This window comes from Nocardioides sp. SYSU D00038, assembly GCF_016924665.1.
Classification (GTDB): Bacteria; Actinomycetota; Actinomycetes; order Propionibacteriales; family Nocardioidaceae; genus Nocardioides.
In genome coordinates this window covers 265,925-291,768 of record NZ_JAFFJT010000005.1, presented here as the reverse complement: position 1 = coordinate 291,768, position 25,844 = coordinate 265,925, and the positions used below count along the sequence as shown (strand labels likewise).

21 protein-coding genes and 1 pseudogene are annotated in these 25,844 nt (G+C 73.6%); 12 read left to right on the top strand and 10 right to left on the bottom strand.

Going from position 1 to position 25,844, the window contains the following annotated elements:
• The 3 genes and pseudogenes from JT721_RS02280 to JT721_RS02270 all read right to left on the bottom strand — a co-directional run.
• Nucleotides 1-765: pseudogene (locus tag JT721_RS02280) on the bottom strand (hypothetical protein); the annotation flags it as partial.
• A gap of 120 nt (nucleotides 766-885) precedes the next feature.
• Nucleotides 886-1,521 carry a TetR/AcrR family transcriptional regulator gene (locus JT721_RS02275; RefSeq protein ID WP_205471252.1) on the bottom strand — a complete coding sequence of 212 codons (636 nt, stop codon included), beginning with the start codon at nucleotides 1,519-1,521 and terminating at the stop codon, nucleotides 886-888.
• A 12-nt stretch (nucleotides 1,522-1,533) separates the two neighbouring features.
• A complete protein-coding gene (locus JT721_RS02270; protein WP_205471251.1) occupies nucleotides 1,534-2,334 on the bottom strand; it encodes a purine-nucleoside phosphorylase in 801 nt (266 codons plus the stop codon).
• Between the two features lie 215 nt (nucleotides 2,335-2,549).
• On the opposite strand from JT721_RS02270, the gene JT721_RS02265 reads away from it, so the two are divergent.
• Complete coding sequence (locus JT721_RS02265) at nucleotides 2,550-3,485, top strand: type IV toxin-antitoxin system AbiEi family antitoxin domain-containing protein (protein WP_205471250.1); 936 nt, start codon at nucleotides 2,550-2,552, stop codon at nucleotides 3,483-3,485.
• Between the two features lie 96 nt (nucleotides 3,486-3,581).
• Here JT721_RS02265 and JT721_RS02260 read toward each other — a convergent pair whose 3' ends face one another.
• Complete coding sequence (locus tag JT721_RS02260; protein WP_205471249.1) at nucleotides 3,582-4,034, bottom strand: gamma-glutamylcyclotransferase family protein; 453 nt, start codon at nucleotides 4,032-4,034, stop codon at nucleotides 3,582-3,584.
• 58 nt (nucleotides 4,035-4,092) lie between these two features.
• On the opposite strand from JT721_RS02260, the gene lpdA reads away from it, so the two are divergent.
• Together lpdA and JT721_RS02250 are read left to right on the top strand one after the other, a co-directional pair.
• Nucleotides 4,093-5,490 (top strand): dihydrolipoyl dehydrogenase, encoded by a 1,398-nt coding sequence (lpdA, locus tag JT721_RS02255; protein WP_205471248.1) that lies wholly within the window; start codon nucleotides 4,093-4,095, stop codon nucleotides 5,488-5,490.
• A gap of 57 nt (nucleotides 5,491-5,547) precedes the next feature.
• Nucleotides 5,548-6,927 carry an NAD(P)H-quinone dehydrogenase gene (locus tag JT721_RS02250; RefSeq protein ID WP_205471247.1) on the top strand — a complete coding sequence of 460 codons (1,380 nt, stop codon included), beginning with the start codon at nucleotides 5,548-5,550 and terminating at the stop codon, nucleotides 6,925-6,927.
• Nucleotides 6,928-7,051: 124 nt separating this feature from the next.
• Here the strand turns inward: JT721_RS02250 and JT721_RS21180 are convergent, their stop codons facing one another.
• Complete coding sequence (locus tag JT721_RS21180; protein ID WP_205471246.1) at nucleotides 7,052-7,810, bottom strand: DUF305 domain-containing protein; 759 nt, start codon at nucleotides 7,808-7,810, stop codon at nucleotides 7,052-7,054.
• Between the two features lie 51 nt (nucleotides 7,811-7,861).
• On the opposite strand from JT721_RS21180, the gene JT721_RS02240 reads away from it, so the two are divergent.
• On the top strand, nucleotides 7,862-9,085 hold the full coding sequence (locus tag JT721_RS02240) for a SpoIID/LytB domain-containing protein (RefSeq protein ID WP_205471245.1): 1,224 nt from the start codon (nucleotides 7,862-7,864) through the stop codon (nucleotides 9,083-9,085).
• 6 nt (nucleotides 9,086-9,091) lie between these two features.
• Here the strand turns inward: JT721_RS02240 and JT721_RS02235 are convergent, their stop codons facing one another.
• From JT721_RS02235 to JT721_RS02225, 3 genes are read right to left on the bottom strand one after another with little or no spacing between them, the layout of a single operon-like run.
• Nucleotides 9,092-12,469 carry a pyruvate carboxylase gene (locus JT721_RS02235; protein ID WP_205471244.1) on the bottom strand — a complete coding sequence of 1,126 codons (3,378 nt, stop codon included), beginning with the start codon at nucleotides 12,467-12,469 and terminating at the stop codon, nucleotides 9,092-9,094.
• A gap of 47 nt (nucleotides 12,470-12,516) precedes the next feature.
• Nucleotides 12,517-14,034: a PH domain-containing protein gene (locus JT721_RS02230; protein WP_205471243.1), complete on the bottom strand. Its 1,518-nt coding sequence runs from the start codon at nucleotides 14,032-14,034 to the stop codon at nucleotides 12,517-12,519.
• Nucleotides 14,031-14,528, bottom strand: coding sequence for a PH domain-containing protein (locus JT721_RS02225; RefSeq protein ID WP_205471242.1), 498 nt, complete (start codon nucleotides 14,526-14,528; stop codon nucleotides 14,031-14,033). Before JT721_RS02225 ends, JT721_RS02230 begins: the two co-directional genes overlap by 4 nt.
• An 87-nt stretch (nucleotides 14,529-14,615) precedes the next feature.
• Here JT721_RS02225 and JT721_RS02220 point away from each other — a divergent pair, with 87 nt between their 5' ends.
• Complete coding sequence (locus JT721_RS02220) at nucleotides 14,616-15,938, top strand: calcium-binding protein (protein ID WP_205471241.1); 1,323 nt, start codon at nucleotides 14,616-14,618, stop codon at nucleotides 15,936-15,938.
• Here the strand turns inward: JT721_RS02220 and JT721_RS02215 are convergent.
• Together JT721_RS02215 and JT721_RS02210 are read right to left on the bottom strand one after the other, a co-directional pair.
• A complete protein-coding gene (locus JT721_RS02215) occupies nucleotides 15,919-17,103 on the bottom strand; it encodes a benzoate/H(+) symporter BenE family transporter (RefSeq protein WP_205471240.1) in 1,185 nt (394 codons plus the stop codon). The two genes, JT721_RS02220 and JT721_RS02215, sit on opposite strands and share 20 nt — an antisense overlap.
• A complete protein-coding gene (locus tag JT721_RS02210; RefSeq protein WP_307827847.1) occupies nucleotides 17,087-18,886 on the bottom strand; it encodes a biotin carboxylase N-terminal domain-containing protein in 1,800 nt (599 codons plus the stop codon). The genes JT721_RS02215 and JT721_RS02210 overlap by 17 nt, the downstream gene beginning before the upstream one ends.
• 139 nt (nucleotides 18,887-19,025) lie before the next feature.
• On the opposite strand from JT721_RS02210, the gene JT721_RS02205 reads away from it, so the two are divergent.
• The 7 genes from JT721_RS02205 (at nucleotide 19,026) to JT721_RS02175 (ending at nucleotide 25,834) form a co-directional block, all read left to right on the top strand.
• Entirely contained in the window at nucleotides 19,026-19,844 is an 819-nt protein-coding gene (locus JT721_RS02205; protein ID WP_205471239.1) for a class I SAM-dependent methyltransferase, read from the top strand.
• Nucleotides 19,845-19,876: 32 nt separating this feature from the next.
• Nucleotides 19,877-21,052, top strand: coding sequence for an acyl-CoA dehydrogenase family protein (locus tag JT721_RS02200; protein ID WP_205471238.1), 1,176 nt, complete (start codon nucleotides 19,877-19,879; stop codon nucleotides 21,050-21,052).
• 43 nt (nucleotides 21,053-21,095) lie between these two features.
• On the top strand, nucleotides 21,096-22,325 hold the full coding sequence (locus JT721_RS02195) for a glucose-1-phosphate adenylyltransferase family protein (protein WP_205471237.1): 1,230 nt from the start codon (nucleotides 21,096-21,098) through the stop codon (nucleotides 22,323-22,325).
• Nucleotides 22,326-22,406: 81 nt separating this feature from the next.
• The gene (locus JT721_RS02190) at nucleotides 22,407-23,402 is read left to right on the top strand and encodes a tripartite tricarboxylate transporter substrate binding protein (protein ID WP_307827846.1); all 996 of its coding nucleotides are present in this window, start codon (nucleotides 22,407-22,409) and stop codon (nucleotides 23,400-23,402) included.
• Complete coding sequence (locus tag JT721_RS02185) at nucleotides 23,399-23,905, top strand: tripartite tricarboxylate transporter TctB family protein (RefSeq protein WP_205471236.1); 507 nt, start codon at nucleotides 23,399-23,401, stop codon at nucleotides 23,903-23,905. Before JT721_RS02190 ends, JT721_RS02185 begins: the two co-directional genes overlap by 4 nt.
• Nucleotides 23,906-23,915: 10 nt before the next feature.
• Complete coding sequence (locus JT721_RS02180) at nucleotides 23,916-25,448, top strand: tripartite tricarboxylate transporter permease (RefSeq protein WP_205471235.1); 1,533 nt, start codon at nucleotides 23,916-23,918, stop codon at nucleotides 25,446-25,448.
• A complete protein-coding gene (locus JT721_RS02175; RefSeq protein ID WP_205471234.1) occupies nucleotides 25,445-25,834 on the top strand; it encodes a universal stress protein in 390 nt (129 codons plus the stop codon). Before JT721_RS02180 ends, JT721_RS02175 begins: the two co-directional genes overlap by 4 nt.
• The last annotated feature ends 10 nt before the right edge of the window (nucleotides 25,835-25,844 follow it).

Below are 25,844 nucleotides of genomic sequence, written 5' to 3'. Positions count from 1 at the left end.
CGGGCGGCCGGGCGAGGTCGGAGCGGCTGCGCCCGCCGCGGTGGCGGGAGTGGCGCCGGCGGGGCCGCCGGGCTCGGCCGGCGCGCCGGTGCGACGTCCGGCGGCGCCGCCCTTGCGCCGGCTGCGGTGGAGCAGGTACGCCGCCAGGGCGGCGACGAAGAGCAGGAACGCGCCGCCGAGGTAGAGGTAGGCGGCGTTGTCGGAGTCGTCGTCCTCCGGCTCGGTGGCCGGGTCGTCGGCGGCGGCGACCGGGAAGGTCTCGGTGGGCTGGTAGCCCGAGGCCGCGCCGACCAGGCGCAGCGTGTGGTCGCCGGCGTTCAGGTCGCCGGGTAGCTGGAGCAGCCCGGCGACGTCGCCGGCGGTGCCGGCCACCATCGGCCCCACCGCGGCCAGGCCGTCGTCGAGGATCGCCAGCACCTGCTCGCCCGGCAGGAAGCCACGGCCGGTGAACGCCAGCGCCCGTCCGGCGACCGCGGTGGCGCGGTCGGTGATCACCGACGCTGCGCCCGGGTCGGGCGGGATCGAGGTCCCCGGGTCGGTGGGGGTGCCGGTTGGCACGTCGGTGACCCCGCCGGGCGGGGTGGCGACGTCGGTGGGGACCGACGGCGTGCTCGGCGTGCTGCTGGTCAACGGGTCGGAGAACGGGAACGACGGGGTGTCGCTGACCGGAGCGGCGGTGGCGGCGGTGGGCGTGGCGAGGAGGCCGAGGACGACCAGGGCCGCGGCACCCGCGGCCACCCGGGTCGACGTGCGAGGTGCGGTCATCACGACTTTCTGGGACGGAGCCGGGCTGGGCCGGTCGGGCGGTCGAGTGGCCATCGTAGACGCCCGCCCGAGGGCGTCGGCCGCCGTACGTCCCGCGGGTCGGGCGCGGGCCCGGCGGGCTCAGGCGGGGACGGGGGCCAGCATCATCGCGGCCGCCATCGCGACCAGGTTGGCCACGAACCGGTCGGTGCCGAGCTGGCCGCGGCCGGTCTCGCGCTCGGCGAGCCGGGCGCGCTCGGCGACCGAGTGGAGGATGAACATGGTCATCAGCGAGATCCGCTCGATGCGGATGTCGTCGGGGAGCGGCGGCAGCCGGCGTTCGAGCAGGCCGTAGACCTGGACGCCGCCGGTGCTGTCGAGGGTGCGCTGCACCTCGGGGTCGACCGAGGCGGGGTCCTCCTGGATGACCTCGGCGACGATGCGGAGGTAGCAGCGGCCCCGCCAGTCCTTCTCGGCCAGCTCGACGACCGGCTGCACGATCGCGGTGATGACCGACTCGAGGTCGTCGTCGGGCCGCTCCTCGGCGCGGGCCAGCAGCTGCAGCTCGCGCTCGGCCAGGAACGGCGCCTCGGTCTGCAGCACCGCGACGAGCATCCCCTCGCGGGAGCCGAAGTGGTAGTGGACCGCACCCCGGTTGCGCTGCCCGGCGACCCGGGTGATCTCGAGGAGGGAGGCGTTGTGGACGCCGCTCTCGGCGAACTCGCGGATCGCCGCGTCGAGCAGTCGTTGCCGGGTCTCGTCGCCTGGTGCTGACATGGGGGCCTGTCCTCAGATACGTGGAACGATGCGACCGAGGAGGTCGCCCATCCGCGAGGCCGCCGCGCGGCCCGCCTCCAGGACCTCCTCGTGGTTGAGCGGCTCGCCCCCGATGCCAGCCGCCAGGTTGGTGACCAGGCTGATGCCCAGCACCTCCATCCCCGCCTCCCGGGCGGCGATGGCCTCCAACGTCGTGCTCATGCCCACGAGGTGCCCACCGATGGCCCGGACCATCCCGATCTCGGCCGGCGTCTCGTAGTGGGGCCCCGGGAACTGGACGTAGACGCCCTCGTCCAGGGTCGGGTCGACCTCGCGGCAGAGCTGGCGCAGGCGGGCGCTGTAGAGGTCGGTCAGGTCGACGAAGGTCGCGCCCACGATGGGGGAGCGACCGGTGAGGTTGATGTGGTCGGAGATCAGCACCGGCGTGCCCGGCGCCCAGGTCTCCCGCAGCCCGCCGCACCCGTTGGTGAGCACGATGGTGCGGCAGCCCGCCCGGGCCGCCGTCCGGACGCCGTGGACGACCGCGTCGACGCCCTTGCCCTCGTAGTAGTGGGTGCGGCTGAGGAAGACGAGCAGGTTGCGCTCACCCGCCCGGATGCTCCGGATCTTCCCGCTGTGCCCCGCCACCGCCGCCGCGCTGAACCCCGGCAGGTCCGTGGTGTCGATCTCGGCCGTCGCCTCGCCCAACGCGTCCACCGCCGGCAGCCACCCCGACCCCAGCACCAGCGCCAGGTCGTGGCTGGCCACACCGGTCTGCTCGGCGAGCGCGTCCGCGGCCTGCTGGGCGAGGTCGTACGGCGAGGTGTCGGTCACGTGGCGCAGCGTAGTCCCGTCGGTGGCCGGGTGGTGGATGGTTGGGGGAACGGTGGGTCGGGGGTGGGGGTTTCCCCGGTGAACCGGGGAAACCCGCACTTGTCGGCCAGAACTCCGGCCGAGAAGTCACGGTTCTGGCCGAGAGGTCGGCCCGCTTCTCCACAGCCTCGGATCTCCGCGGTGTGTCGGGTCGTGAGGGGGGGCAGGTTGCCACCATGAGCACCACCGCGCCGGCCCTGCCCACCATCCATCTCTGGCGCGACCTCGTCGCGGCCGGGTGGCGGGACCAAGCCATCGCACGCATGGTTGAGCGCGAGCAGTGGGTGCGGGTGCGCCACGGTGCCTACGTCGACGCGGCCGCCCACCGGGCCCTCAGCGCGGTCGACCGGCACCGCGTCCTGGCGCGGGCCGTCCTCAAGCAAGGCAGGACGGACCTCGTGCTGTCGCACACGACCGGGGTCCGTGAGCTCGGGATCGATCCGTGGGACCTTGCCGACGAGCTGGTCCACGTCACCCGCACCGACGGACGGATCGGCCGGACGGGCGCCGGCGTCCGCCAGCACGGGGGCCGGGTGGTGCCCGGCGACGTGGTCGAGCGGAACGGCGTACCCGTCATGAATGCCACGCGGGTCGGGATCGAGACGACGATGTTGACCGACGTCGAGCACGCCGTGGCGTTGCTCAACCAGCTGTGCCACGCCGGCCTGACGGACCGGGACGCCCTGGCGGCCATGGCCGCCCGCGCCGCTCATTGGCCGGAGAGCCTGTCGACCGACCTCGCCGTTCGACTCGTCGAGCCGCGGTGCGAGTCGGTGGCGGAGTCGCGCTCCTGGTACCTGTTCTGGTCGCAGCACCTGCCGATGCCGGTGCCGCAGTTCGTGGTGACCGACGCGCACGGGCGGACGATCGCCCGGCTCGACTTCGCCTGGCCGGAACTGGGCGTGTTCGCGGAGTTCGACGGCAGGGCGAAGTACGGATCCTTGCTGCAACCGGGTCAGACGACGACGGATGTGCTGCTCGAGGAGCGGCGCCGAGAGTCGCGCGTGGTGGAGGCGACGGGCTGGCGCTGCATCCGGTTGACCTGGTCGGACCTGGCTGCCCCGGAGCGGACCGCCTCGCGGATCCGGCGTCTCCTCTTCCCGGCTGCGTGACTTCTCGGCCAGAACCTCGACTTCTCGGCCGAAACTCTGGCCGAGAAGTGACGGTTTCCCCGGTTCACCGGGGAAACCGACCCCGGGGCCCGGCCCCTACAGCCCCGTCGACCGGCACGGCCGCCGGCGGAGGGCGGCGACGTAGTCGGCGGGGGCGTCGGCAGCCTCGGCGGCGTCGGCGAGCACGCCGAGGGTGACGGCAGAGGGCAGGCCGCCCTCGTAGGCGTCCAGGACGTAGGTCCACACCACGAGCTCGCCGGTCATGGTGGCGACCCGGACCTTGGTCTTGCGGTAGAGGCCGGAGTCGGCCTGCTCCCACTCGTCGAGGGTGGCCTCGTCCTCGCGGGTGACGTCGTAGACGGCGACGTAGACCTGGTCGAACGGGTCCTGCACCAGGGTCGGCAGCGCGCCGTCCCAGCCGTGCTCCTCGCCGCCGAACGTGAGCCGCCAGCCGCTCAGCCACCCGGTGGTCTGCAGCGGGGAGTGCGGGCACCGCTCGCCCATCCGCCGGGGATCGAGGTTGGCCCCGTAGGCGGCGTACAACGTCACGTCCCGCACCCTATCGGCCGTGTGCGGGTGGGCTGCGTCACGGCACTAGGCTGGGTGCGTGACCCACTTCGATGTCCTCGTCCTCGGTGCCGGCCCCGGTGGGTACGTCGCCGCGATCCGCGCCGCCCAGCTCGGCAAGTCCGTGGCCGTGGTGGAGGAGAAGTACTGGGGCGGGGTGTGCCTGAACGTCGGCTGCATCCCCTCCAAGGCCCTGCTCCGCAACGCCGAGATCGCCCACATCATCACGCACGAGAAGAAGACCTTCGGGATCGAGGGCGAGGCCACCATGGGCTACGCCGCGACCCACCAGCGCAGCCGCGGCGTCGCCGAGGCCAGCGCCAAGGGCGTGCACTACCTGATGAAGAAGAACAAGATCACCGAGATCGACGGGTGGGGCACGCTCACCGGCAAGAAGTCGGTCGACGTCAAGGACAAGGACGGCAACGTCACGTCCCACACCGCCGACAACATCATCCTCGCCACCGGTGCCACGGTGCGGATGCTGCCGGGCATGGAGAGGAGCGCGAACGTCGTCACCTACGAGGAGCAGATCCTCGACGCCGACCTGCCCGGCTCGATCATCATCGGCGGGTCCGGCGCGATCGGTGTCGAGTTCGCCTACGTGATGAAGAACTTCGGCGTCGACGTGACGATCGTGGAGTTCCTCGACCGGATGGTGCCCACCGAGGACCCGGACGTCTCCAAGGAGCTGCTCAAGCAATACAAGAAGCTCGGCGTCGAGGTGCTCCTCTCCACCAAGGTGGAGCAGGTCGAGGACACCGGCTCGGGGGTCAAGGTCACGGTCAGTCCCGCCGCGGGCGGCGAGTCGAAGGTGCTCGAGGCCGACAAGATGCTGGCGGCGTTCGGCTTCGCCCCGCGGGTCGAGGGCTACGGGCTCGACGCGGCCGGCGTCGAGCTCACCGAGCGCGGTGCGATCGCGGTCGACGCGCGCGGCCGCACGAACGTCGAGGGCGTCTACGCCATCGGCGACGTGACCGGCAAGCTGATGCTCGCCCACACCGCCGAGGCGATGGGCGTGGTGGCGGCCGAGACGATCGCGGGCGCGGAGACCCAGGAGATCGACTTCGACATGATCCCGCGGGCGACGTTCTGCCAGCCCCAGATCGCGTCGTTCGGCTACACCCAGGCGCAGGCCGAGGAGAAGGGGTACGACGTCAAGGTCGCCCAGTTCCCGTTCTCGGCCAACGGCAAGGCCCGCGGCATGGCGGAGGGGGTCGGCTTCGTCAAGATCGTCGCGGACGCCGAGCACAACGAGATCGTCGGCGCCCACATGATCGGCCCCGAGGTCACCGAGCTGCTGCCGGCGCTGACCCTGGCCCAGATGTGGGACCTCACCGCCGACGAGGTCGCCCGCAACGTCTTCGCGCACCCGACGCTGTCGGAGGCGATGAAGGAGGCCGTCGAGGGCATCGCCGGCCACATGATCAACCTGTGACCGCAGCCGCGAGCACGGTACGAGCGCGCGGCGAGACCCCGAGCTGGAGGACGGCCGATGAGTGACCGGGTGGTGATCCTCGGCGGCGGACCGGGCGGCTACGAGGCCGCGCTGGTCGCGGCCCAGCTCGGCGCCGACGTGACGGTCGTCGACTCCGACGGCATCGGCGGCTCGGCGGTGCTCACCGACTGCGTGCCGAGCAAGACCCTGATCGCCACCGCCGAGGTGATGACCGAGGTCGCCGGCGCGGCCGAGCTCGGCGTGAACTTCCACGACGCCGAGGGCGACGCCGCCACCGCGATCCGGGTCGACCTCGGCCGGGTCAACGAGCGGGTCAAGGCGCTCGCCGCCGACCAGTCCGCCGACATCGCCCGCCGGCTGGCCCGCGAGGGCGTCGAGGTCGTCACCGGGCGGGGTCGCCTCGACGGTCCGGGCCGGGTGGTGGTCGGCGACGCGTCGTACGACGCCGACGCGGTGCTGGTCGCCACCGGCGCCGCCCCGCGCACCCTCCCGAGCGCCCAGCCCGACGGCGAGCGGATCCTCACCTGGGAGCAGGTCTACGACCTCACCGACGTGCCGACGGAGCTGATCGTGGTCGGGTCGGGCGTGACCGGTGCGGAGTTCGCCAGTGCCTACCTCGCGCTCGGTATCCCGGTCACGCTGGTCTCCAGCCGCGACCGGGTGCTGCCCGGCGAGGACGCCGACGCCTCGCTGGTGCTCGAGGAGGTCTCGAAGCGGCGCGGGATGACCGTGCTGTCGAAGAGCCGGATGGAGTCGGTGACCCGCGACGGCGACGTCGTCACCGTGACCCTCACCGACGGCCGCACCGTCCAGGGCTCCCACTGCATCCTCGCGCTCGGCTCGGTGCCCAACACCGACGACCTGGGCCTCGAGGAGGCCGGGGTGCTGGTCAAGGACGGCGGCTTCGTCTACGTCGACCGCGTCTCGCGCACCTCCGCCCGCGGGGTGTACGCCGCCGGCGACTGCACCGGCGTGCTGATGCTCGCCAGCGTGGCGGCCATGCAGGGCCGGATCGCGATGTGGCACTTCCTCGGCGACGCCGTGACGCCGCTGGACCTGAAGAAGGTCAGCAGCAACGTGTTCACCGCCCCCGAGATCGCCACCGTGGGCTGGTCGCAGCAGGCGGTCGACGCGGGCGAGATCCAGGCCGAGGTCGTCATGCTGCCGCTGGGGGGCAACCCGCGGGCCAAGATGCAGGGCGTCCGCGACGGGTTCGTGAAGCTGTTCTGCCGCCCCGGCACCGGGATCGTCGTCGGCGGCGTGGTCGTCGGTCCGCGGGCCAGCGAGCTGATCCACCCGGTCTCGATCGCGGTGGCCGAGTCGCTGACCGCCGACCAGCTGGCCCAGGCGTTCACGGTCTACCCCTCGATGAGCGGGTCGATCGCCGAGGCGGCCCGGCGGATGCACCGGGTCTGAGCGCGTCGGCCACCCGCCCCCGGGTCGGCAAGGGACTTCTCGGCCAGAACCTCGACTTCTCGGCCAGAGTTCCGGCCGAGAGGTGCGGGTTTCCCCGGTGCACCGGGGAAACCACACCCCCCGACTACAGCGACGCCAGCAGCGCCTCGAGCCGCCCGATCTCGGCGCGCTGGCCGACGTCGACGTCGGAGGCGATCTCGTTGACCCGCAGGTCGGTGCCCTTGGCGAGCGCCCGCTCGGCCATGGCGATGGCGCCGCGGTGGTGGCGGATCATGCCGGTGAGGTAGAGCTCGTCGAACTCCGCGCCCTCGGCGTCGGCGAGCTCGTCGAGCTGCTCGGGGGTGAGCATGCCCTCCATACCATCGTGGCCGTGGTCGGCGTGGTCGAACTCGGCCGGGTCGTCCTGCGGGGTCGGGACGTCGATGCTGCGCTCGCGCAGCCACGCCGCCATCACCAGGATCTCGGGTGCCTGGGCGCCGGCGATCCGCTCGGCGACCGACCGCACCCGGGGGTCGGCGGCGCGGGTGCGGGCCAGCTCGCCCATCCGCACCGCCTGGTGGTGGTGCACCACCATCATCTGCATGAACGCGATGTCGTCGTGGGTGGCGTCGGTGCCCTCGACCGGACCGCCGGAGTAGCTCGTCGCGGGCTCGCCCGGCGCGCCGGGCTGCACGGCGTCGACCGAGCCGCCCGCGGGCACGTCCGACGACGGCACCTCCTGGGTCGGGGCCGGCGCCGAGGTGGGCTGGTCGCCACCACCCTGGAGGACGTCGCCGGCGTCGCTGCCGTCGCCGCCGCCGCAGCCCGCCAGCAGCAGCGCGAGCAGCAGCGGGAGGAGGAGGAGGGGGAGCGCGAGCGCCCCGGTCCGAGAAGCCCGAGTCACGTCCCCAGGGAATCACACCTCGCACCCCCGCGGCACGTACCCTCGGGGACCATGACGTCAGCCCGACTGCTCGGAGCCGCACTGACCACCCTCCTCCTGGCCACCCTGATCCTGGGCGCCACGCTGCTCCCGGCCACCCCCACGACCGCCGCCGCCCGGGCGCCGGAGGTCTACCGAGTGCCGGCGTCCGCCACCCAGGTGGAGATCGTCGGCCGCGGCTACGGCCACGGCCACGGCATGTCCCAGTACGGCGCGCAGGGGGCGGCTCTCCAGGGCCGCAACCACCGGCAGATCGTGCAGTTCTACTACCCCGGCACCACCTGGGGGGCGGCCGGCGGCACCGTGCGGGTCCTCCTCACCGCCGACACCACCCGGGACGTGGTCGTCACCGCGCGCCGAGGCCTGCGGGTCAAGAGCCTCGGCAAGCAGAAGACCTGGCAGGTCTGGCGCTCCCACCCCGGCGCCCGGCACTGGCGGATCGTGCCGCGCGCCGGCGGCACCACCCAGGTGTCGTACAAGAACGCCGCCCGGCAGTGGCGGGTGTTCCGCACCTTCCGCGGCGACGCCGAGTTCGCCGCGGCCGGCCAGCCGATCGCGCTCCGGCTGCCGTCGGGCAAGGTGGTGAGGTACCGCGGCAAGCTGCGCTCCACCCGCGGCGACACCGTCAACGTGCTGCCGTTCGACAGCTACCTCAAGGGGGTCGTGCCGACCGAGGTCTTCCCCAGCTGGCACCCGCAGGCGCTGCGCGCCCAGGCGGTGGCGGCGCGCACCTACGCCGCCCGCGAGCGCGCCGACGCCCCGGCCGGCCGGCACTGGCAGATCTGCGACACCACCCGGTGCCAGGTCTACGGCGGCCACAGCGCCGAGGTCGCCTCGACCAACGCCGCGGTCGACGCCACGAGGGGCCAGGTGCTGCTCCACGGCGGACGGCCGGCGTTCACCCAGTTCTCGGCGAGCAGCGGCGGCTGGACCTCACGGGGCAGCGCGCCGTACCTGCCCGCCCAGGCCGACCCCTACGACGGCTGGAGCGGCAACCGCTACCACCGCTGGACGCGCACCTACGGCGTCGCGGCCTTCGAGGAGGAGTGGCCCGAGCTCGGCGAGCTGCAGGCGATCGTGCTCGACGGGCGCGACGGCAACGGCGAGTGGAACGGTCGGGTCGACCGGGTGGTGCTCGACGGCAGCGCGCAGGACGTCCGGCTCAGCGGCGAGGACTTCCGGTTCCTGCTCGGCCCGCTGCCCAGCGACTGGTTCACCATCGCGAAGGTGCGCTGAGCCGGGCTAGGACAGCACCAGCACCAGGTCACCGCCGTCGACGGCCTGGGTGCCGCCGAACGCCACCCGCTCGACGGTGCCGTCGACCGGGGCGGTGATCGAGGCCTCCATCTTCATCGCCTCGATGGTCGCCACGGTGTCGCCGGCCGAGACCTTGGCGCCCTCCTCGACCACGACCGTCACCACGCCCTGGAACGGCGCCGCGACGTGCCCGGGCTTCGAGGTGTCGGCCTTCTCGGCGACGGCGGCCTCGGCGGCGACCGAGGTGTCGCGCACGCTCACCGGGCGCATCTGGCCGTTGATCAGCGCCATCACGGTGCGGAAGCCGCGCTCGTCGGGCTCGCTGATCGACTGCACGCCGAGGATCAGGGTCTTGCCCTCGCTGAGGGTGACCTCGTGCTCCTCGCCGTGCCGCAGGCCGTAGAGGTAGTCGAGGGTCGGCAGCACGGAGATGTCGCCGTAGGTCTCGCGCGACTCCAGGAACGCCTTGGTCGGGCCCGGGAACAGCAGCTCGTTGAGGGTGGCGCGGCGGTCGGTGCGCAGCCCCTCGGCCTGCTCGGCGGTGAGCTCCTCGGCCGGCGGCGTCCAGCTGCGGCCCTCGAGGGCCTTGGTGCGGAACGGCTCGGGCCAGCCGCCGGGCGGGTCGCCGAGCTCGCCGTTGAGGAAGCCGATCACCGAGTCGGGCACGTCGAAGCGGCCCGGGTCGGCGGCGAACTCCTCGGGGTCGGCCCCGAGGCCGACGAGCGAGAGCGCGAGGTCGCCGATCACCTTCGAGCTCGGGGTCACCTTCGGCACCCGGCCCAGGATGTCGTTGGCCGCGGCGTACATGTCCTCGACCTGCTCGAACTTCTCGCCGAGGCCCAGCGCGATGGCCTGCTGGCGCAGGTTGGAGAGCTGGCCACCGGGGATCTCGTGGCGGTAGACGCGGCCGGTGGGCGAGGGCAGGCCCGACTCGAACGGCGCGTAGACGCGGCGGGTCGCCTCCCAGTAGGGCTCCAGCGCGTTGACCGCGGCCAGGTCGAGGCCGGTCTCGCGGTCGCTGTGGTCGGTGGCGGCCACCAGCGCCGAGAGCGGCGGCTGCGACGTCGTGCCGGCCATCGAGGCGGTCGCGGCGTCGACGGCGTCGACGCCGGCGTCGATCGCCGCGAGCAGGGTACCGAGCTGGCCGCCGGTGGTGTCGTGGGTGTGCAGGTGCACCGGCAGGTCGAAGCGCTCGCGCAGCGCGGTGACGAGCGTGCGCGCGGCCGGTGCCCGGAGCAGGCCCGCCATGTCCTTGATCGCCAGCACGTGGGCGCCGGCCTCGACGATCTGCTCGGCCAGCCGCAGGTAGTAGTCGAGCGTGTAGAGCTGCTCGCCGGGGTCGGAGAGGTCGCCGGTGTAGCAGAGCGCCACCTCGGCCAGCGTGGTGCCGGTGGCCCGCACCGCCTCGATGGCGGGGCGCATCTGCTCGACGTCGTTGAGCGCGTCGAAGATGCGGAACACGTCGAGCCCGGTGGCGGCCGCCTCCTCCACGAAGGCGTGGGTGACCTCGGTGGGGTACGGCGTGTAGCCGACGGTGTTGCGGCCGCGCAGCAGCATCTGCAGGCAGATGTTGGGCACCGCCTGGCGCAGCGCGGCCAGCCGCTCCCAGGGGTCCTCGCCGAGGAAGCGCAGCGCGACGTCGTAGGTCGCGCCACCCCAGGCCTCGAGCGACCACAGCTGCGGCGTGGTGCGCGCGACGTGGGGCGCGACCAGCAGCAGGTCGCGGGTGCGCACCCGGGTCGCCAGCAGCGACTGGTGGGCGTCGCGGAACGTCGTGTCGGTCACCGCCACCTCGGTCTGGGCGCGGAGCTGCTGGGCGAACTCCTCCGGACCGAGCTGGAGCAGCAGCTGGCGGGTGCCGTCGGGGGCGGGGACGTCGAGGTTGGTGTCGGGCAGCTTGATCGCCGGGTCGATGGTCACCGGTGCCCGGCCGTGCGGCTGGTTGACCGTGACCTCGGCGAGGTAGCGCAGCAGCCGGGTGCCGCGGTCGCCGTGCGCGCGGGCGCTGAGCAGCTGGGGGTGGGTCTCGATGAACGACGTGGTGACGTTGCCGCTCACGAAGTCGGGGTCGGCCAGCACGGCCTGGAGGAAGGCGATGTTGGTGGAGACGCCGCGGATGCGGAACTCCGCGACCGCGCGGCGGGCCTTCTCGACCGCCTTCTCGAAGGTGCGGCCCCGACAGGTCAGCTTGGCCAGCATCGAGTCGAAGTGGGCCGAGACCTCCGCCCCGGTGTAGACGGTGCCGCCGTCGAGGCGGATGCCGCCGCCGCCGGGGGAGCGGTAGGTGGTGATCGTGCCGGTGTCGGGGCGGAAGTTGTTGGCGGGGTCCTCGGTGGTGATCCGGCACTGCAGGGCCGCGCCGCGCAGCTGCACGGTGTCCTGCGACAGCCCCAGGTCGGCCAGCGTCTCGCCGGAGGCGATCCGCAGCTGCGACTGCACGAGGTCGACGTCGGTGACCTCCTCGGTCACCGTGTGCTCGACCTGGATGCGGGGGTTCATCTCGATGAAGACGTAGTTGCCCTGCGGGTCGAGCAGGAACTCCACGGTGCCGGCGTTGCGGTAGCCGATCTCGCGGGCGAACCGCACGGCGTCGGCGCAGATGCGCTCGCGCAGGTCGGGGTCGAGGTTGGGCGCGGGGGCGATCTCGACCACCTTCTGGTGGCGCCGCTGCACCGAGCAGTCGCGCTCGAAGAGGTGGATCACGTTGCCCTCGCCGTCGGCGAGGATCTGCACCTCGATGTGGCGGGGGTCGACCACGGCCTGCTCGATGAAGACCGTGGGGTCGCCGAAGGCGCCCTCGGCCTCGCGCATGCAGGTCTCGACGGCCTCGCGCAGGTGGGCGGGGTCGTCGACGCGGCGCATGCCGCGCCCGCCGCCCCCGGCGACCGCCTTGACGAAGAGGGGGTACGGCAGCGCCTCGGCCGCCGCCACCAGGGCGTCGACGTCGGTGGAGGGCTCGACCGAGGCGAGGGTCGGCACACCGGCGGCCTTGGCGGCCGCGATCGCGCTGGCCTTGTTGCCGGTGAGGGTCAGTACCTCGGACGTGGGGCCGATGAAGGTGATGCCGGCGTTGGCGCAGGCCTCGGCCAGCGCGGGGTTCTCGGAGAGGAAGCCGTAGCCGGGGTAGACGGCGTCGGCGCCGGCCCGCAGCGCCACGGCCACAATCGCCTCGGGGTCGAGGTAGGCGCGCACCGGGTGCCCGCGCTCGCCGATCTCGTAGGCCTCGTCGGCCTTGAGGCGGTGCTCGGACCAGCGGTCCTCGTAGGGGAACACCGCCACGGTCCGGGCGCCCACCTCGTAGGCCGCGCGGAAGGCCCGGATGGCGATCTCGCCCCGGTTGGCCACGAGCACCTTGGAGAACATGGGCGTCACCGTACCGACGTCCGGGGCCTCCGCCGGTGTCGCGCTCCTCACACGAGACGGAACTGCTCGACCAGGTCGGGCAGCGCCTGCGCGGCGACGGACTCCGCGACGTCCTCGGGGACGTCGAGCACGGTCACCCGTTGCGGTCCGCCGGCGGTGGTGGCGACCAGCGTGGTGAGCCCGACCCGGCGCTGCCACCAGGTGGCCCGCAGGTTCCAGCCGATGACGTGCTCGGTGTCGAGCACCGTGCGCCGGCGGTCGAGCGAGCCGGACCGCGCGACCAGGTGGCCGTCGACCAGCGCGTGCCCGAGCGAGCGCGCCCGGTCGGCGGCCAGGCCGGCGGCGACCGGGAGCACCACCAGACCGGCGAGCCAGGCGGGGGCGGCGCCCAGCGCCACCGCGACGACCGGCAGCGCCGCCAGCCCTGCGGCGCCGCCGAGCGCGCGCGTCCACCGCCGCCGGGTGGCGGCCGGCCCGTGGGCGGTCAGCCGCGCGGTGAGCGGGCCGCGGGTGCCGAGCACCCGCGCGGCCACGCGGTCCACGACCTCGGCCGGTGCCGAGGGGGCGAGCACGTCGCTGTCGGTGCCGCCCAGCCCGGTCACGACGGCGCGCAGCCGGGCGGCGCGGGCCGGGCGCAGCAGCAGCGGCTCCGAGAGGGCGACCCCGGCGACCCGCTCGTCGTCGAGCGAGGTCTCGCGGGTGGTGAAGAGCCCCCGGCGCACGTGCCAGGCGCCGCGACCGTCGGGCGGGGTGACGTGGCTGAGCCGGAAGCCCCAGTTGGCGACCAGGTAGCCGACGACCGCGAGCACGGCGACCAGCACGAGCAGCACCACCGCGACCAGCGGCACCAGCACCGCGAACGGCAGCCCAGGCACCGCGTCGGCGACCTCGCGGGGGTCGAGCGACCGCCACACGTCGAGGACCTGCAGGCCCTGGGCCAGGACACCGAGACCCGCGGCGCCGATCACCACACCGCTGCCGGTGAGCGGTGCGTAGCGGGCCCACCACGGGTCGAAGCCGAGCACGTCGGGCCCCTCGGCGACTGGGACGACGTCCGCCGGCCGGTCCGCCCCGGGTGCGGCCGGCGTAGCGGCCCCGGCGCGCAGCAGCACCCCGCGCAGCTCGCGCGCGTGCCCGACCGGCAGGCCGTCGAGGTCGAGCTTCTCCTCGTCGCGCTCCGAGGCTGTGCCGGTGCCGACGCGGAGCGTGGTGAGCCCCAGCAGCCGGTGGATCGGCGAGCTGGTGAGGTCGACGGTGCGCACCCGCTCCAGGGGTGCCGAGACCACGTGTCGGTTGAGCAGCCCGCGCCGGAGCTCCACCCGCCCGGCGTGGATGCGGTAGGACGTCGTCAGCCACCGCAGCACGCCCAGCCCCACCGGGAGGGCGACCCCGACCAGGTGCCACGAGCCGGAGCCGGACATCCCGCCCGCCACGAGCAGGCCGAGCAGCACCGGCAGGAACCGCACCAGCTCGCGGATCGGGTGCACCAGCAGCATCCGCGGGTCGAGCCGCTGCCAGGGGGTGCCGACCGGGCCGGCCGCGGGGGGTGGGGCCGGTGTGCTCACGTGGCGTCGCCCTCGACCGCGTCGGCCTTGCGGGTCAGGTCGTCGACGAGCGCCCGGGCGACGTCGCGGTCGAGCCCCTCGATGGCCAGTGCGCCCGCCGCGGACGCCGTGGTGACCGTGACGGTGGCGAGCCGGAACAGGCGCGCCAGCGCGCCCTCGGCGTGGTCGACGGTCTGGATCCGCGACATCGGCGCGATCCGCCGCTCGCGCGCCCACCAGCCGGTCTGGGTGTAGACGGCGGTGTCGGTGACCTCCCAGCGGTGCACGAGGTAGCGCCACTGCGGCACCCCGACGGCGTACGCCGCCAGCAGCAGCCCGACGAGCGCGACGGCCCACCACGGCACCGGCACCCAGCCCATCGCGACGGCGACGGCGAGCACCGCGGTGACCACCACGGCCTCGACCGCCGCGACGCACCACCACAGGGTGCGGGCCCGGGGGCTGACCCGGTGCCGGGGGTCGCGCAGCGGTGCGGGCGGGCCGGCGGGGTCCATGGGGGCAATCTACGGCCCGCGAACCAACCGGTCCGGCGCCGCATCACACCCCACGACACACCGCATGCGAGGACGAGGAGTCGAACGATGCAGCGAGCACGCACCCCGGTGGCCACCCTGGCGACCAACCTGGCGACCACCCTGACGGCGGGACTGGCCGTCGGCCTGGCCACGGTTGTGACGTGGACGGTGGCGGCGTCGCCGGCTGAGGCGGCGGTCGTCACCTGCCAGGGACAACGCGCCACGATCGTCGGCACCCCGCGGGCCGACCTGATCACCGGCACGTCCGGGCGCGACGTGATCGCCGCCCTCGGTGGCGACGACCGGGTCGACGGCCGGGGCGGTGACGACCTGGTCTGCGGTGGCCGGGGGGCGGACCGCCTGCTGGGTGGTCGCGGCGCGGACCGCCTGCTCGGCGGCCAGGCCAGGCTCGGGTTCGACCGCGGCGGCGCGTTCCTGGTGCCCGACGTGCTGGTCGGCGGACCGGGGGACGACCGGCTCGACGTCGGTCGCGACCGCCGCGCCGACGCGGGCGACGGGAGCGACCGGCCAGGCTGGACCGGCATCCTCGACTACTCCGCGGCGCCCCACGACGTCGTCGTCGACCTCGCGGCCGGCCGGGTGACGGGGGTCGGCACCGGCACCGACACCCTGGTGCGGCGCTCCGGCATGCAGGTGCGCGGCTCGGCCCACGACGACACGCTGCTCGGCAGCGTCGGGGACGACTGGCTGGTCGCGGGCCGCGGCGACGACCACGTCGACGGCCGGGCCGGCGACGACCAGCTGGTCGCCGAGGACCTCCGTGACAGCGCCGCCGACGACGACGTCGTGCTCGGTGGACCCGGCGACGACGAGCTCGAGTCGCGGCGGGGCCGCGACGAGCTGCGCGGCGGGGGCGGCGACGACTCGCTGCTCGCGTGGTCGCGGCTGCCCGCGGTGGTCCACGGCGACGAGGGCGCGGACCAGCTGGTGGTGACGCTCACCCGCAGCCCCGGCCTGGTGGCGGACGGCGGTCCCGGCTCGGATCGGCTCGAGCTCGACTCGCCTGCCGGCCTCCCGGTCGCGCAGCTGCCCGGCCCGGTGGTCACCGTCGACCGCGGCGCCGGCCAGCTGCGCCGGTCCGGCGGGGTCGTCGGTGCGATCGCGGGTGCGGAGCGGTTCCACCTCTCCGGCGACATGGCGTGGGTCTACCTCGGCACCGACGCGGTCGACGACGTCGAGGGCGGCCTCGACCACGGCCTGCGCGCCCTCACCTACGGCGGTGACGACGTGGTGTGGGGCACCCACGGCGACGACTACGTCGACGCGGGAGGCGGCACCGACCGGGTCACGACGTACGGCGGCACCGACACCTGCCTGGCCGCCGAGGTGCGCTCGGGGTGCGAGGTGCTCAGCCCGCCCGCCGGGTGACCAGCAGCAGGTAGGCGCCGCCCGCGAGCAGCGCCCAGAACGCCGAGCCGACGCCGGCGACCGTGAGCCCGGAGGCGGCGACCACGAAGGTCAGCGCCGCCGACTCGCGGTGGTCGGTGTCGGCGAGCGCGGAGGCGGTCGCGTTGCCGAACGCGCCGAGCAGCGCCAGGCCCGCCACCGCGGCCACCAGCCCGGTGGGCGCTGCCACCGCGACCGCGGCGACCGCGGCCGCGAACGGCGCCATCAGCAGGTACGTCGTACCCGCGCTCACGCCCGCCACCCAGCGTCGGGCGGGGTCGGGGTGCGCCGACGGGCCGGCCGAGATGGCCGCCGACAGCGCGCCGAGGTTGATCGAGAAGGCGCCGAGCGGGGCGGTCGCGACCCCGACGGCACCCGTGTAGGCGAGCACGGGGCGCACCGGCGCGACGTAGCCGAACGACTTGAGCACAGCGGTGCCGGGGATGTTCTGGCTGGTCATCGTGACCAGGTAGAGCGGGAGGCCGATCGCCACCAGCGTCGGGACGTCGAGCTGCGGTGTGGTCCAGGTGAGCACGGGGGACAGGTGGCCGTGCTCGACGTCGGTCAGCGACCCCGACACCACGATCACGACCAGCGCGGTGGCGAACGCCGCGGGCACCGCCCACTGCCGGAAGAACCGCTGCCCGAGCGCCCACACCGCGATCACCGGGGCGATCGCGGCCGGCTCGTCGGGGAGCGCGACGAACGGCGCGAGGCAGAGCTGAAGCAGCACGCCGGCGAGCATCGCGTTGGCCAGCGACGAGGGGATCGCCGCCACCCAGCGGCCGAGCGGCGCGATCAGCGCGGTCAGGCCGTAGAGCACGCCGGCGAGCGCGAACGCGCCCACCGCGGTGGGCCAGCCGCCCTCGGGGGTGGCCGCGCCGGCCAGCAGGGCCGCGCCCGGGGTGGACCACGCCATCGTGACGGGCTGCCTGGTCAGCCACGAGAACAGCGCGCAGCCGACGCCCATCGTGACCGTGACGACCAGCAGCCCGGATGCTGCCTCGGTGGCGTCGGCGCCGACCGTGCGCAGCCCGGTGAGGACGACCGCGAAGGAGGAGGTGAAGCCGACGACCGCGGTGATGACCCCGGCCAGGACCGTCGGCGTCCAGCCCTGGGAGGTCGTGGTGTCAGTCCTTGAGCTCACAGATGACGGCACCGTTGGTGACGGTCGCGCCGACCTCGGCCTTGAGGCCGGTGACCGTGCCCGCCTTGTGGGCCTTGAGCGGCTGCTCCATCTTCATGGCCTCCATGACCACGACGACGTCGCCCTCCGCGACCTGCTGCCCCTCCTCGACCGCGATCTTGACGATCGTGCCCTGCATCGGACTGGTCACGGCGTCGCCGCTGGCCGCGGCACCCGCCTTCTTGCCGGCCGCCCGCTTGGGCTTCCTCGACCCGCCCGCGGAGCCACTGCCGAGCGTGGCCAGGCCGGCGGGGAGGACGACCTCGACCCGCTTGCCGCCCACCTCGACCACGACCTGCTGGCGCTCGCCGGCCTCCGGGGCCTCGGCCACGTCGCCGGCGTAGGGCTCGATCTGGTTGTCGAACTCGGTCTCGATCCACTGCGTGTAGACGTCGAAGGAGCCTCCCCCCGTGTTGTCGCCCGACGGGTTCGACGGGCCGACGTACGCCGGGTCGCGGACGACCGCGCGGTGGAACGGCAGCACGGTCGGCATGCCGTCGACGACGAACTCGTCGAGCGCGCGTCGCGAGCGCTCCAGCGCCTGGGTGCGGTCGCGGCCGGTGACGATCAGCTTGGCGACGAGGGAGTCGAAGGAGCCGGGGACGGTCTCGCCGTTCTCGTAACCGCCGTCGAGGCGGACGCCGGGGCCGCTCGGCGGGCTCCACGCCGACAGGGTGCCGGGGGCGGGCATGAAGTTGCGCCCGCCGTCCTCGGCGTTGATGCGGAACTCGATGGAGTGGCCGCGGATCTCGGGGTCGTCGTAGCCCAGCTCCTCACCGGCGGCGATGCGGAACATCTCGCGCACCAGGTCGATGCCGGTGACCTCCTCCGACACGCAGTGTTCGACCTGGAGGCGGGTGTTGACCTCGAGGAAGGAGATGGTGCCGTCCTGGGCCACGAGGAACTCGCAGGTGCCGGCGCCGTGGTAGCCCGCCTCGCGCAGGATCCGCTTCGACGACTCGTAGAGCTCGGTGAGCTGCTCGTCGGAGAGGAACGGCGCGGGCGCCTCCTCGACGAGCTTCTGGTTGCGACGCTGCAGGGAGCAGTCGCGGGTGGAGACGACCACGACGTTGCCGTGCTGGTCGGCCAGGCACTGGGTCTCGACGTGGCGCGGCTTGTCGAGGAACTTCTCGACCAGGCACTCGCCGCGGCCGAAGGCGGTGACGGCCTCGCGCACCGCCGACTCGTAGGCGTCGGGGATCTCCTCGAGCGTGCGGGCGACCTTGAGGCCGCGGCCGCCGCCGCCGAAGACCGCCTTGATCGCGACCGGCAGGCCGTTGGCCTTCGCGAACTCCACGACCTCGTCGGCGTCCTTGACGGGGTCCTTGGTGCCGGGGGCCAGCGGCGCCTGGGCCTTGTCGGCGATGTGCTTGGCCCTGGCCTTGTCGCCGAGCGCCTCGATCGCGGCGGGCGGGGGCCCGATCCAGGTCAGGCCGGCGTCGATCACGGCCTGGGCGAACTCGGCGTTCTCGGCCAGGAACCCGTAGCCGGGGTGCACCGAGTCGGCACCGGAGGACTCGGCCACCGCGATGATCTTCGCGATGTCGAGGTACGACTCGGCGGGTGTGGCACCGCCCAACGAGTGGGCCTCGTCGGCGAGCCGGACGAAGAGCGCGTCGCGGTCGGGGTCGGCGTAGACGGCGACGCTGCCGATGCCGGCGTCCTTGCAGGCCCGGATCACACGGACGGCGATCTCGCCCCGGTTGGCGATGAGGACCTTCTGCAACGGCTTGCTCTCCGGCACCTGCGCACACTCCTGGCTCTGCGGTCGACGTCCGCATCGCACCCTAGCGGCCGCTCGGGACCCCGTCCTCGGGGGGCGAGGGTGGCGTACGTCATAGGGCGCCACCCGGAGGCAGGCCCGGGCCGCTAGCGTGCGGGGGATGAGCGCTGTCGCCCCGCCCCTGCCGCCGCGGCGGCTCCGGTTCATGAACGAGGACGACACCCGCCTCGTCGACACCGGGGCGCTGCTGGCCCGCACGCTCTACGCGCACGGCCTCGGGGCCGGCCACCGCCTCCTCGACGTCGGCTGCGGCTACGGCCGGCTCGCGATCGGCCTGATGAGCACCGGCTACGAGGGCCGCTACAAGGGCTTCGACATCCTGCCGCTGCAGGTGCGCTGGTGCCGCCGCCACCTGACCCCGGCCGACGACCGCTACCGGTTCCGCCACCTCGACGTGCACAACGCCCGCTACAACGCCACGGGCACGATCGAGGCTGCGGCCGTGCGGTTCCCGGCGCGCGACGAGAGCCACGACTACTGCGCCCTGTTCAGCGTCTTCACGCACTTCTACGCCGACGACGTCCGCCGCTACCTCGCCGAGATCCGCAGGGTGCTGGTGCCCGGTGGCCGCGCGGTGACCACCTGGTTCGTCTGGGACGACGCTCGGCTGCCGGCCATCACCGCCGAGAGCTCGGCCTACCCGATGGTGCACGTGCTCGACGAGGTCACCCGCTACGAGACCGAGTCCGACCCGCTCAAGGCGATCGCCTACCGCGAGGACTTCGTGCGTGAGCTGGTCCGTGGGGCGGGACTGGAGGTCGAGACCCTGGTGCGCGGCCGCTGGGCCCACGACGGCCCGGATCCCGAGCAGTTCCAGGACCTGCTGGTGCTGCGCCGGCCGCCGCTCGGCACGGCGACCCGGATCCGGCGCCGGCTCGGCCGCCTGCGACGACGGCTGGTCCGGGCGGGCCGTGGTTAACAATCGCTAACCTGCGGCGCTAGCATGCGGCCATGACGCCGTTCGAGCTGTCCCGCGAGCACGAGGAGTTCCGTCGCAGCGTCCGCGAGTTCGCGGAGACCCGGATCGCGCCGCACGCGGCGACCTGGGACCGCGAGCACCACTTCCCGGTCGAGGTGGTGCGCGAGATGGGTGCGCTCGGGCTGTTCGGCCTCACCGCCCCCGAGGAGTACGGCGGTGCGGGGGAGGACGGCGACTTCACCAGCCTGTGCGTGGCGATCGAGGAGATCGGGCGGGTCGACCAGTCGCTCGGCATCACCCTCCAGGCCGGCGTCGGCCTCGGGATCAACCCGATCCTGACCTACGGCACCGAGGAGCAGAAGCAGACCTGGCTGCCCGCGCTGGTCGCGGGCGAGCAGCTGGCGGGCTTCGGGCTCACCGAGCCCGGCGCGGGCTCCGACGCCGGTGCCACCCGCACCCGCGCCGAGCTGGTGGGCGAGGAATGGGTCGTCAACGGCGCCAAGCAGTTCATCACCAACTCCGGCTCCTCGATGACGTCGCTGGTGACCGTGACCGCGCGCACCGGCACCCGCGACGACGGCCGCCCCGAGATCTCCGCGATCATGCTGCCGTCCGGGACGCCGGGCTTCACCGTCGAGCCCGCCTACGACAAGCTCGGCTGGCACGCCTCCGACACCCACCCGCTGTCGTTCACCGACGCGCGGGTGCCGGCCGACCACCTGCTCGGCGAGCGCGGCCGCGGCTACGCCCAGTTCCTGGCGACGCTCGACGACGGCCGGGTCGCGATCTCGGCCCTGTCGGTCGGCTGCATCCAGGCCTGCCTCGACATGGCGGTGCAGTACGCCGGCGAGCGGCAGACCTTCGGGGGCCCGATCGGCCGCAAGCAGGGCGTCGCGTTCCAGGTCGCAGACCTCGAGGTGATGCTCCAGGCCAGCCGGATGCTGACCTACCGGGCCGCGGCGATGAAGGACGACGGGGCGCCGTACCAGCAGTTCAAGCAGGCGGCCTCGGTGGCCAAGCTCTACGCCACCGAGTCGGCGGTGACCGCGACCCGGATCGCCACCCAGGTCTTCGGCGGCTACGGGTTCATGGAGGAGTACCCCGTGGCCCGCTTCTACCGTGACGCCAAGGTGCTCGAGATCGGCGAGGGGACGTCGGAGGTCCAGCGGATGCTGATCGCCCGCGGTCTCGGGATGCCGGTGGAGTAGCGCGCCCGCGGCTCGTCGGGCTGCCGGCGGGGTACTGCCGACCATGACACGGGAGCGCATCCTCGCCATCGTCCAGGCCGGCGGAAGCGGAGGCCGGATGGACGTGCTCACCCGTGAGCGGGCCAAGCCCGCGCTGCCGTTCGCGGGCGTCTACCAGCTCGTCGACTTCCCGCTCTCCAACCTCGCCCACTCCGGCATCAGCGACGTCTGGCTCTCCCTGCAATTCCAGGGCGCGACGCTCGAGGACGAGGTCGCCAACGGCCGGCCGTGGGACCTCGACCGGACCACCGGCGGGCTGCACGTGCTGCTGCCCGAGGAGGGCACCGGCACCCTCGACGAGGAGGGCTTCGCCCGCGGCAACGCCGACGGGCTGTTCCGCATCCGGCAGCGGATCGCCGACGCCGCGCCCGACGTGGTGCTGGTGCTCAGCGCCGACCACGTCTACCGGCTCGACTACACCGACGTGGTCGCCACCCACCGCGAGCACGACGCCGAGTGCACGCTGGTCGTCAGCCGGGTGCCGCTCGAGCGCGCCTCCGACCACGCGGTCGTGGAGCACGACGACGACGGACGGGTCACCGGTTTCGCCTACAAGCCCGACGAGCCGGCGTCGGACGTGGTGGCCACCGAGGTGATCGCCTACGACCCCGCGGTGCTGGTGGAGGTGCTCGAGGAGCTGCACCGCGAGGTGGGCGCCGACGCGCCCGCCGGCGACAGCGGGCTCGGCGACTTCGGCGACCACCTGGTGCCGCGGCTGGTCGAGCGGGGCCGCACGGTCGTGCACCACCAGCCCGGCTACTGGCGCGACCTCGGCCAGCCGCACCTCTACCTCGAGGCCCACCGCGACCTGCTCACCGACGACCTGGGCGTGCTCTCGGAGCCGGGCTGGCCGATCCTCACCCGGCAGCCCCAGCGGGTGCCCGCCCGGGTGCACGCCGGGGCGACCGTCGAGGACAGCCTGGTCAGCCCCGGCAGCCGGGTGCACGGCACCGTGCGGCGCAGCGTCCTGGGGCCGGGCGTCGTGGTGGAGGCCGGGGCCGAGGTGTGCGACAGCGTGGTCTTCGCCGACGTGGTGGTCCGCGAGGGCGCCGCGGTGCACTGGGCGGTGGTCGACACCGGCTGCGAGGTCGGCGCCGCGGCCGTGGTGGGCGAGCCGGGGACCGACGCCACCCGGGATCCCGACCGGGTCACCCTGGTCGGCCGCGACTCCACGGTGGGCCCGGGCGTGACGGTGGCCGGCGGGAGCCGGCTCGAGCCGGGGTCGAGCGCGTGACCGGACTCGACGGCGTCGAGGCCGTGGGCAAAGGGGAGTAGGTTGCCGGGCGTGCGACGTTCTCGGAGACGTACGGCACGCGTGACCGCAGCGGCGGCCACGCCGTTGGCCCTGCGGGCGCTGCTGGCCGCCCTGCTGGTGGTCGCCTCGGCGGGCTGCGGGGTCACCCGCGGCGAGGACACCCGCGACCTGCTGATGATCATCCCCAACGCGCCCGGCGGCGGCTACGACCAGACCGGGCGCGAGGCGGCGAAGGTGATGGAGGACGCCGGCATCACCGGCGGCTCGTTCACGGTCGACAACGTCGAGGGAGCGGGCGGCACCAACGCCTTCACCGAGATGCTCGGCGACGCGGGCGACGAGCACACGGTGATGACCGTGGGCCTGGGTGTCGTCGGGTCGCTCTACTCCTTCGGCAACGACGCCCGCCTCGGCGACGCCACCCCGCTGGCCCAGCTCATCAGCGAACCCGAGGGGGTGCTGGTGCCGGGAGACTCACCGTTCCGCACCATCGACGACCTGGCGGACGCCTGGCGCGCCGACCCGTCCGGCATCGCGGTCGGCGGGGGCTCCTCGCCCGGCGGGCCCGACCACCTCTTCCCGATGCAGCTCGCCGACACGCTCGGCATCGACGCACGCGAGGTCAACTACGTCTCCTACGACGGCGGCGGCCCCCTCACCAGCGCGCTGCTGGGCGCCAAGATCGACGTCGGCTTCTCCGGCCTCGCCGAGTTCACCCAGCAGATCGCCGACGGCGAGCTGCGGGTGCTCGCGGTCTCGGGCGAGGACCGCCAGCCCCAGCCCGAGCTGGCCGACGTGCCCACTCTGGTGGAGAGCGACATCGACCTGGTCTTCCTGAACTGGCGCGGGATCCTGGCGCCGCCCGACATCAGCGACGAGCGGCGCGAGGAGCTGATCGGCTACCTCGAGAAGATGCACGAGACCGAGGCCTGGCGCGAGCAGCTCGAGGCCTACGGCTGGACCGACGACTTCAAGACCGGCGAGGAGTTCGAGGAGTTCCTCGCCGAGCAGGACGAGCGGGTGTCGAGCACCCTGGAGGGGCTGGGACTGCTGTGAACGAGCCGACCGTCGAGCAGGCGCCCCGGGTCGACCGGGCGCAGTACGTGCTGGCCGCGGTGCTCGCCGCCGTCGGCGTGTACACGCTGGTCGACGCCCGCGGCCTCAACGTCGGGTTCGGCGACCCCGTCGGCCCGCGGATCTTCCCCTACGTCGTCGGCACCGGCATGGTCGTGCTGGCGGCGCTGCTGGCCGTCGCGACGGCCCGGGGCGACGTGGCGCAGGGCGAGGAGGGCGAGGACGTCGACCTCACCTCGCCGGCCGACTGGGTCACCGTCGGCAAGCTGGTCGCCATCCTGGTGCTCAACCTGCTGCTCGTGAACGTGGTCGGCTGGGCGATCACCGGGGCGCTGCTCTTCGCCGGCTGCGCCTGGGCGCTCGGCAGTCGGACCCTGGTGCGGGACCTGCTGGTCGGAACGGTGCTCTCGGTCGGCTCCTGGTACTTCTTCTACGTCGGGCTCGACGTGCCGCTGCCCCCCGGCATCCTCGACGGGATCCTCTGAGGCCGCCGCCGTGGACAACCTGCAGCTCCTCCTCGACGGCTTCCAGAGCGCAGCCACCCCCACCAACCTGCTCTACGCCGCGCTCGGCGTGCTGATCGGCACCTTCGTCGGCGTGCTCCCGGGGATCGGCCCGGCCATGGCCCTGGCCCTGCTGCTGCCGCTGACCTACGGCCTGGAGTCGACCCAGTCGCTGATCATGTTCGCCGGCATCTACTACGGCGGCATGTACGGCGGGTCGACCACCTCGATCCTGCTCAACACCCCGGGTGAGTCCGCGTCGGTGATGACCGCCATCGAGGGCAACAAGATGGCCAAGCGCGGCCGGGCGGCACAGGCGCTGGCCACCGCCGCCATCGGCTCGTTCGTGGCCGGGACCATCGGCACGGTGCTGGTCGCGCTGTTCGCGCCGGAGATCGCCGACCAGGCGGTCCGGATCGGTGCGCCTTCGTACTTCGCGATCATGCTGCTCTCGCTGGTGCTGGTCACCGCGGTGCTCGGCGCGTCGCGGCTGCGCGGCTTCATCGGCCTGTTCATCGGGCTCACCATCGGACTGGTCGGCCTCGACCTGTCCACCGGGCAGGCGCGGCTCACCGGCGGCATCACGCAGCTGGTCGACGGGGTCGACATCGTGGTGGTGGCGGTGGGGTTGTTCGCCATCGGGGAGTCGCTGTGGATCGCGGCCCACCTGCGCCGCCAGCCGCTCGACGTGATCCCGGTCGGACGTCCCTTCATGGGCCGCGAGGACTGGGGCCGGTCGTGGCGCCCGTGGCTGCGCGGCACCGCCATCGGCTTCCCGTTCGGCGCGCTGCCGGCCGGCGGCGCGGAGACCCCGACCTTTCTCTCCTACGTCACCGAGAAGCGGCTGGCCCGCGACCGCGACGAGTTCGGGCAGGGGGCGATCGAGGGCGTCGCGGGTCCCGAGGCCGCCAACAACGCCAGCGCCGCCGGGATGTTCGTACCGTTGCTCGCACTCGGGCTGCCGGTCACCGCCACCGCCTCGATCCTGCTGGCCGCGATGAAGACCTACGGCATCCAGCCCGGGCCCTCGCTGCTGGAGGACCAGGCCGACCTGGTCTGGACGCTGCTGGCCAGCCTGCTCATCGGCAACACGCTGCTGCTGGTCATCAACCTCCCGCTGGCGCCGCTGTGGGCGCGCCTGCTGCAGGTGCCGCGCCCGCAGCTCTACGCCGGCATCTTGTTCTTCGCCTCGCTCGGCGCCTACGCCGTCGACCAGAACCCCTTCGACATCGCGCTGCTGCTGGTCTTCGGCGCCGTCGGCTTCGCCGTGCGCCGGTTCGGCATCCCGATGCTGCCGCTGATCCTCGGCGTGATCATCGGACCGCTGATGGAGGTGAAGATGCGCGAGGCGCTCGACATCTCCGACGGCCACCTCAGCGGCCTCTTCGACGAGGGGCTCGCGATCGGCGTCTACGTCCTCGTCGTGCTGGCCGTCGTGGTGCCCGTGGTCGTCGACCGGGTGCGCTCGCCACGCACGCCCCACGACCAGCCAGGAGCGACGACCGAGCGAGAGGTGCCCCGATGACGATCGTGGTGGGCTACGTCCCCAACCGGCACGGTGAGGCCGCGCTCGATGCCGGGCTGGCCGAGGCCCGGCTGCGCGGTGGCGACGTGGTCGTCGTCAACGCCACCCGTGGCGACGCACTGGTCGACAGGCGCCACCTGGGCGACGCCGCCGCCGCCGAGCTCGAGGCGCGGCTGGCCGGCCTCGACGTCCCCACCTCGGTGCGCCGGGTGCTGGGCGCCGACGTGGCCGAGGAGGTGGTGCGGGTCGCCGACGAGGTGGGCGCGGCCCTCGTCGTGATCGGGCTGCGTCACCGCAGCGCCGTCGGCAAGGTGCTGATGGGCAGCGTCGCCCAGCGGGTGCTGCTCGAGGCCCGTTGCCCGGTGCTCGCGGTCAAGGCGGGCTGAGCCGGACCGG

Bases quoted from the DNA above. Each gene is read 5' to 3' on its own strand.
- JT721_RS02175 (WP_205471234.1), top strand. From the start codon at position 25,445: ATGACGATCGTGGTGGGCTACGTCCCCAACCGGCACGGTGAGGCCGCG.
- JT721_RS02235 (WP_205471244.1), bottom strand. From the start codon at position 12,469: ATGTTCTCCAAGGTGCTCGTGGCCAACCGGGGCGAGATCGCCATCCGG.
- JT721_RS02240 (WP_205471245.1), top strand. From the start codon at position 7,862: ATGACGTCAGCCCGACTGCTCGGAGCCGCACTGACCACCCTCCTCCTG.
- JT721_RS02205 (WP_205471239.1), top strand. From the start codon at position 19,026: ATGAGCGCTGTCGCCCCGCCCCTGCCGCCGCGGCGGCTCCGGTTCATG.
- JT721_RS02195 (WP_205471237.1), top strand. From the start codon at position 21,096: ATGACACGGGAGCGCATCCTCGCCATCGTCCAGGCCGGCGGAAGCGGA.
- JT721_RS02265 (WP_205471250.1), top strand. From the start codon at position 2,550: ATGAGCACCACCGCGCCGGCCCTGCCCACCATCCATCTCTGGCGCGAC.
- JT721_RS02220 (WP_205471241.1), top strand. From the start codon at position 14,616: ATGCAGCGAGCACGCACCCCGGTGGCCACCCTGGCGACCAACCTGGCG.
- JT721_RS02250 (WP_205471247.1), top strand. From the start codon at position 5,548: ATGAGTGACCGGGTGGTGATCCTCGGCGGCGGACCGGGCGGCTACGAG.
- JT721_RS02200 (WP_205471238.1), top strand. From the start codon at position 19,877: ATGACGCCGTTCGAGCTGTCCCGCGAGCACGAGGAGTTCCGTCGCAGC.
- JT721_RS02275 (WP_205471252.1), bottom strand. From the start codon at position 1,521: ATGTCAGCACCAGGCGACGAGACCCGGCAACGACTGCTCGACGCGGCG.
- JT721_RS02225 (WP_205471242.1), bottom strand. From the start codon at position 14,528: ATGGACCCCGCCGGCCCGCCCGCACCGCTGCGCGACCCCCGGCACCGG.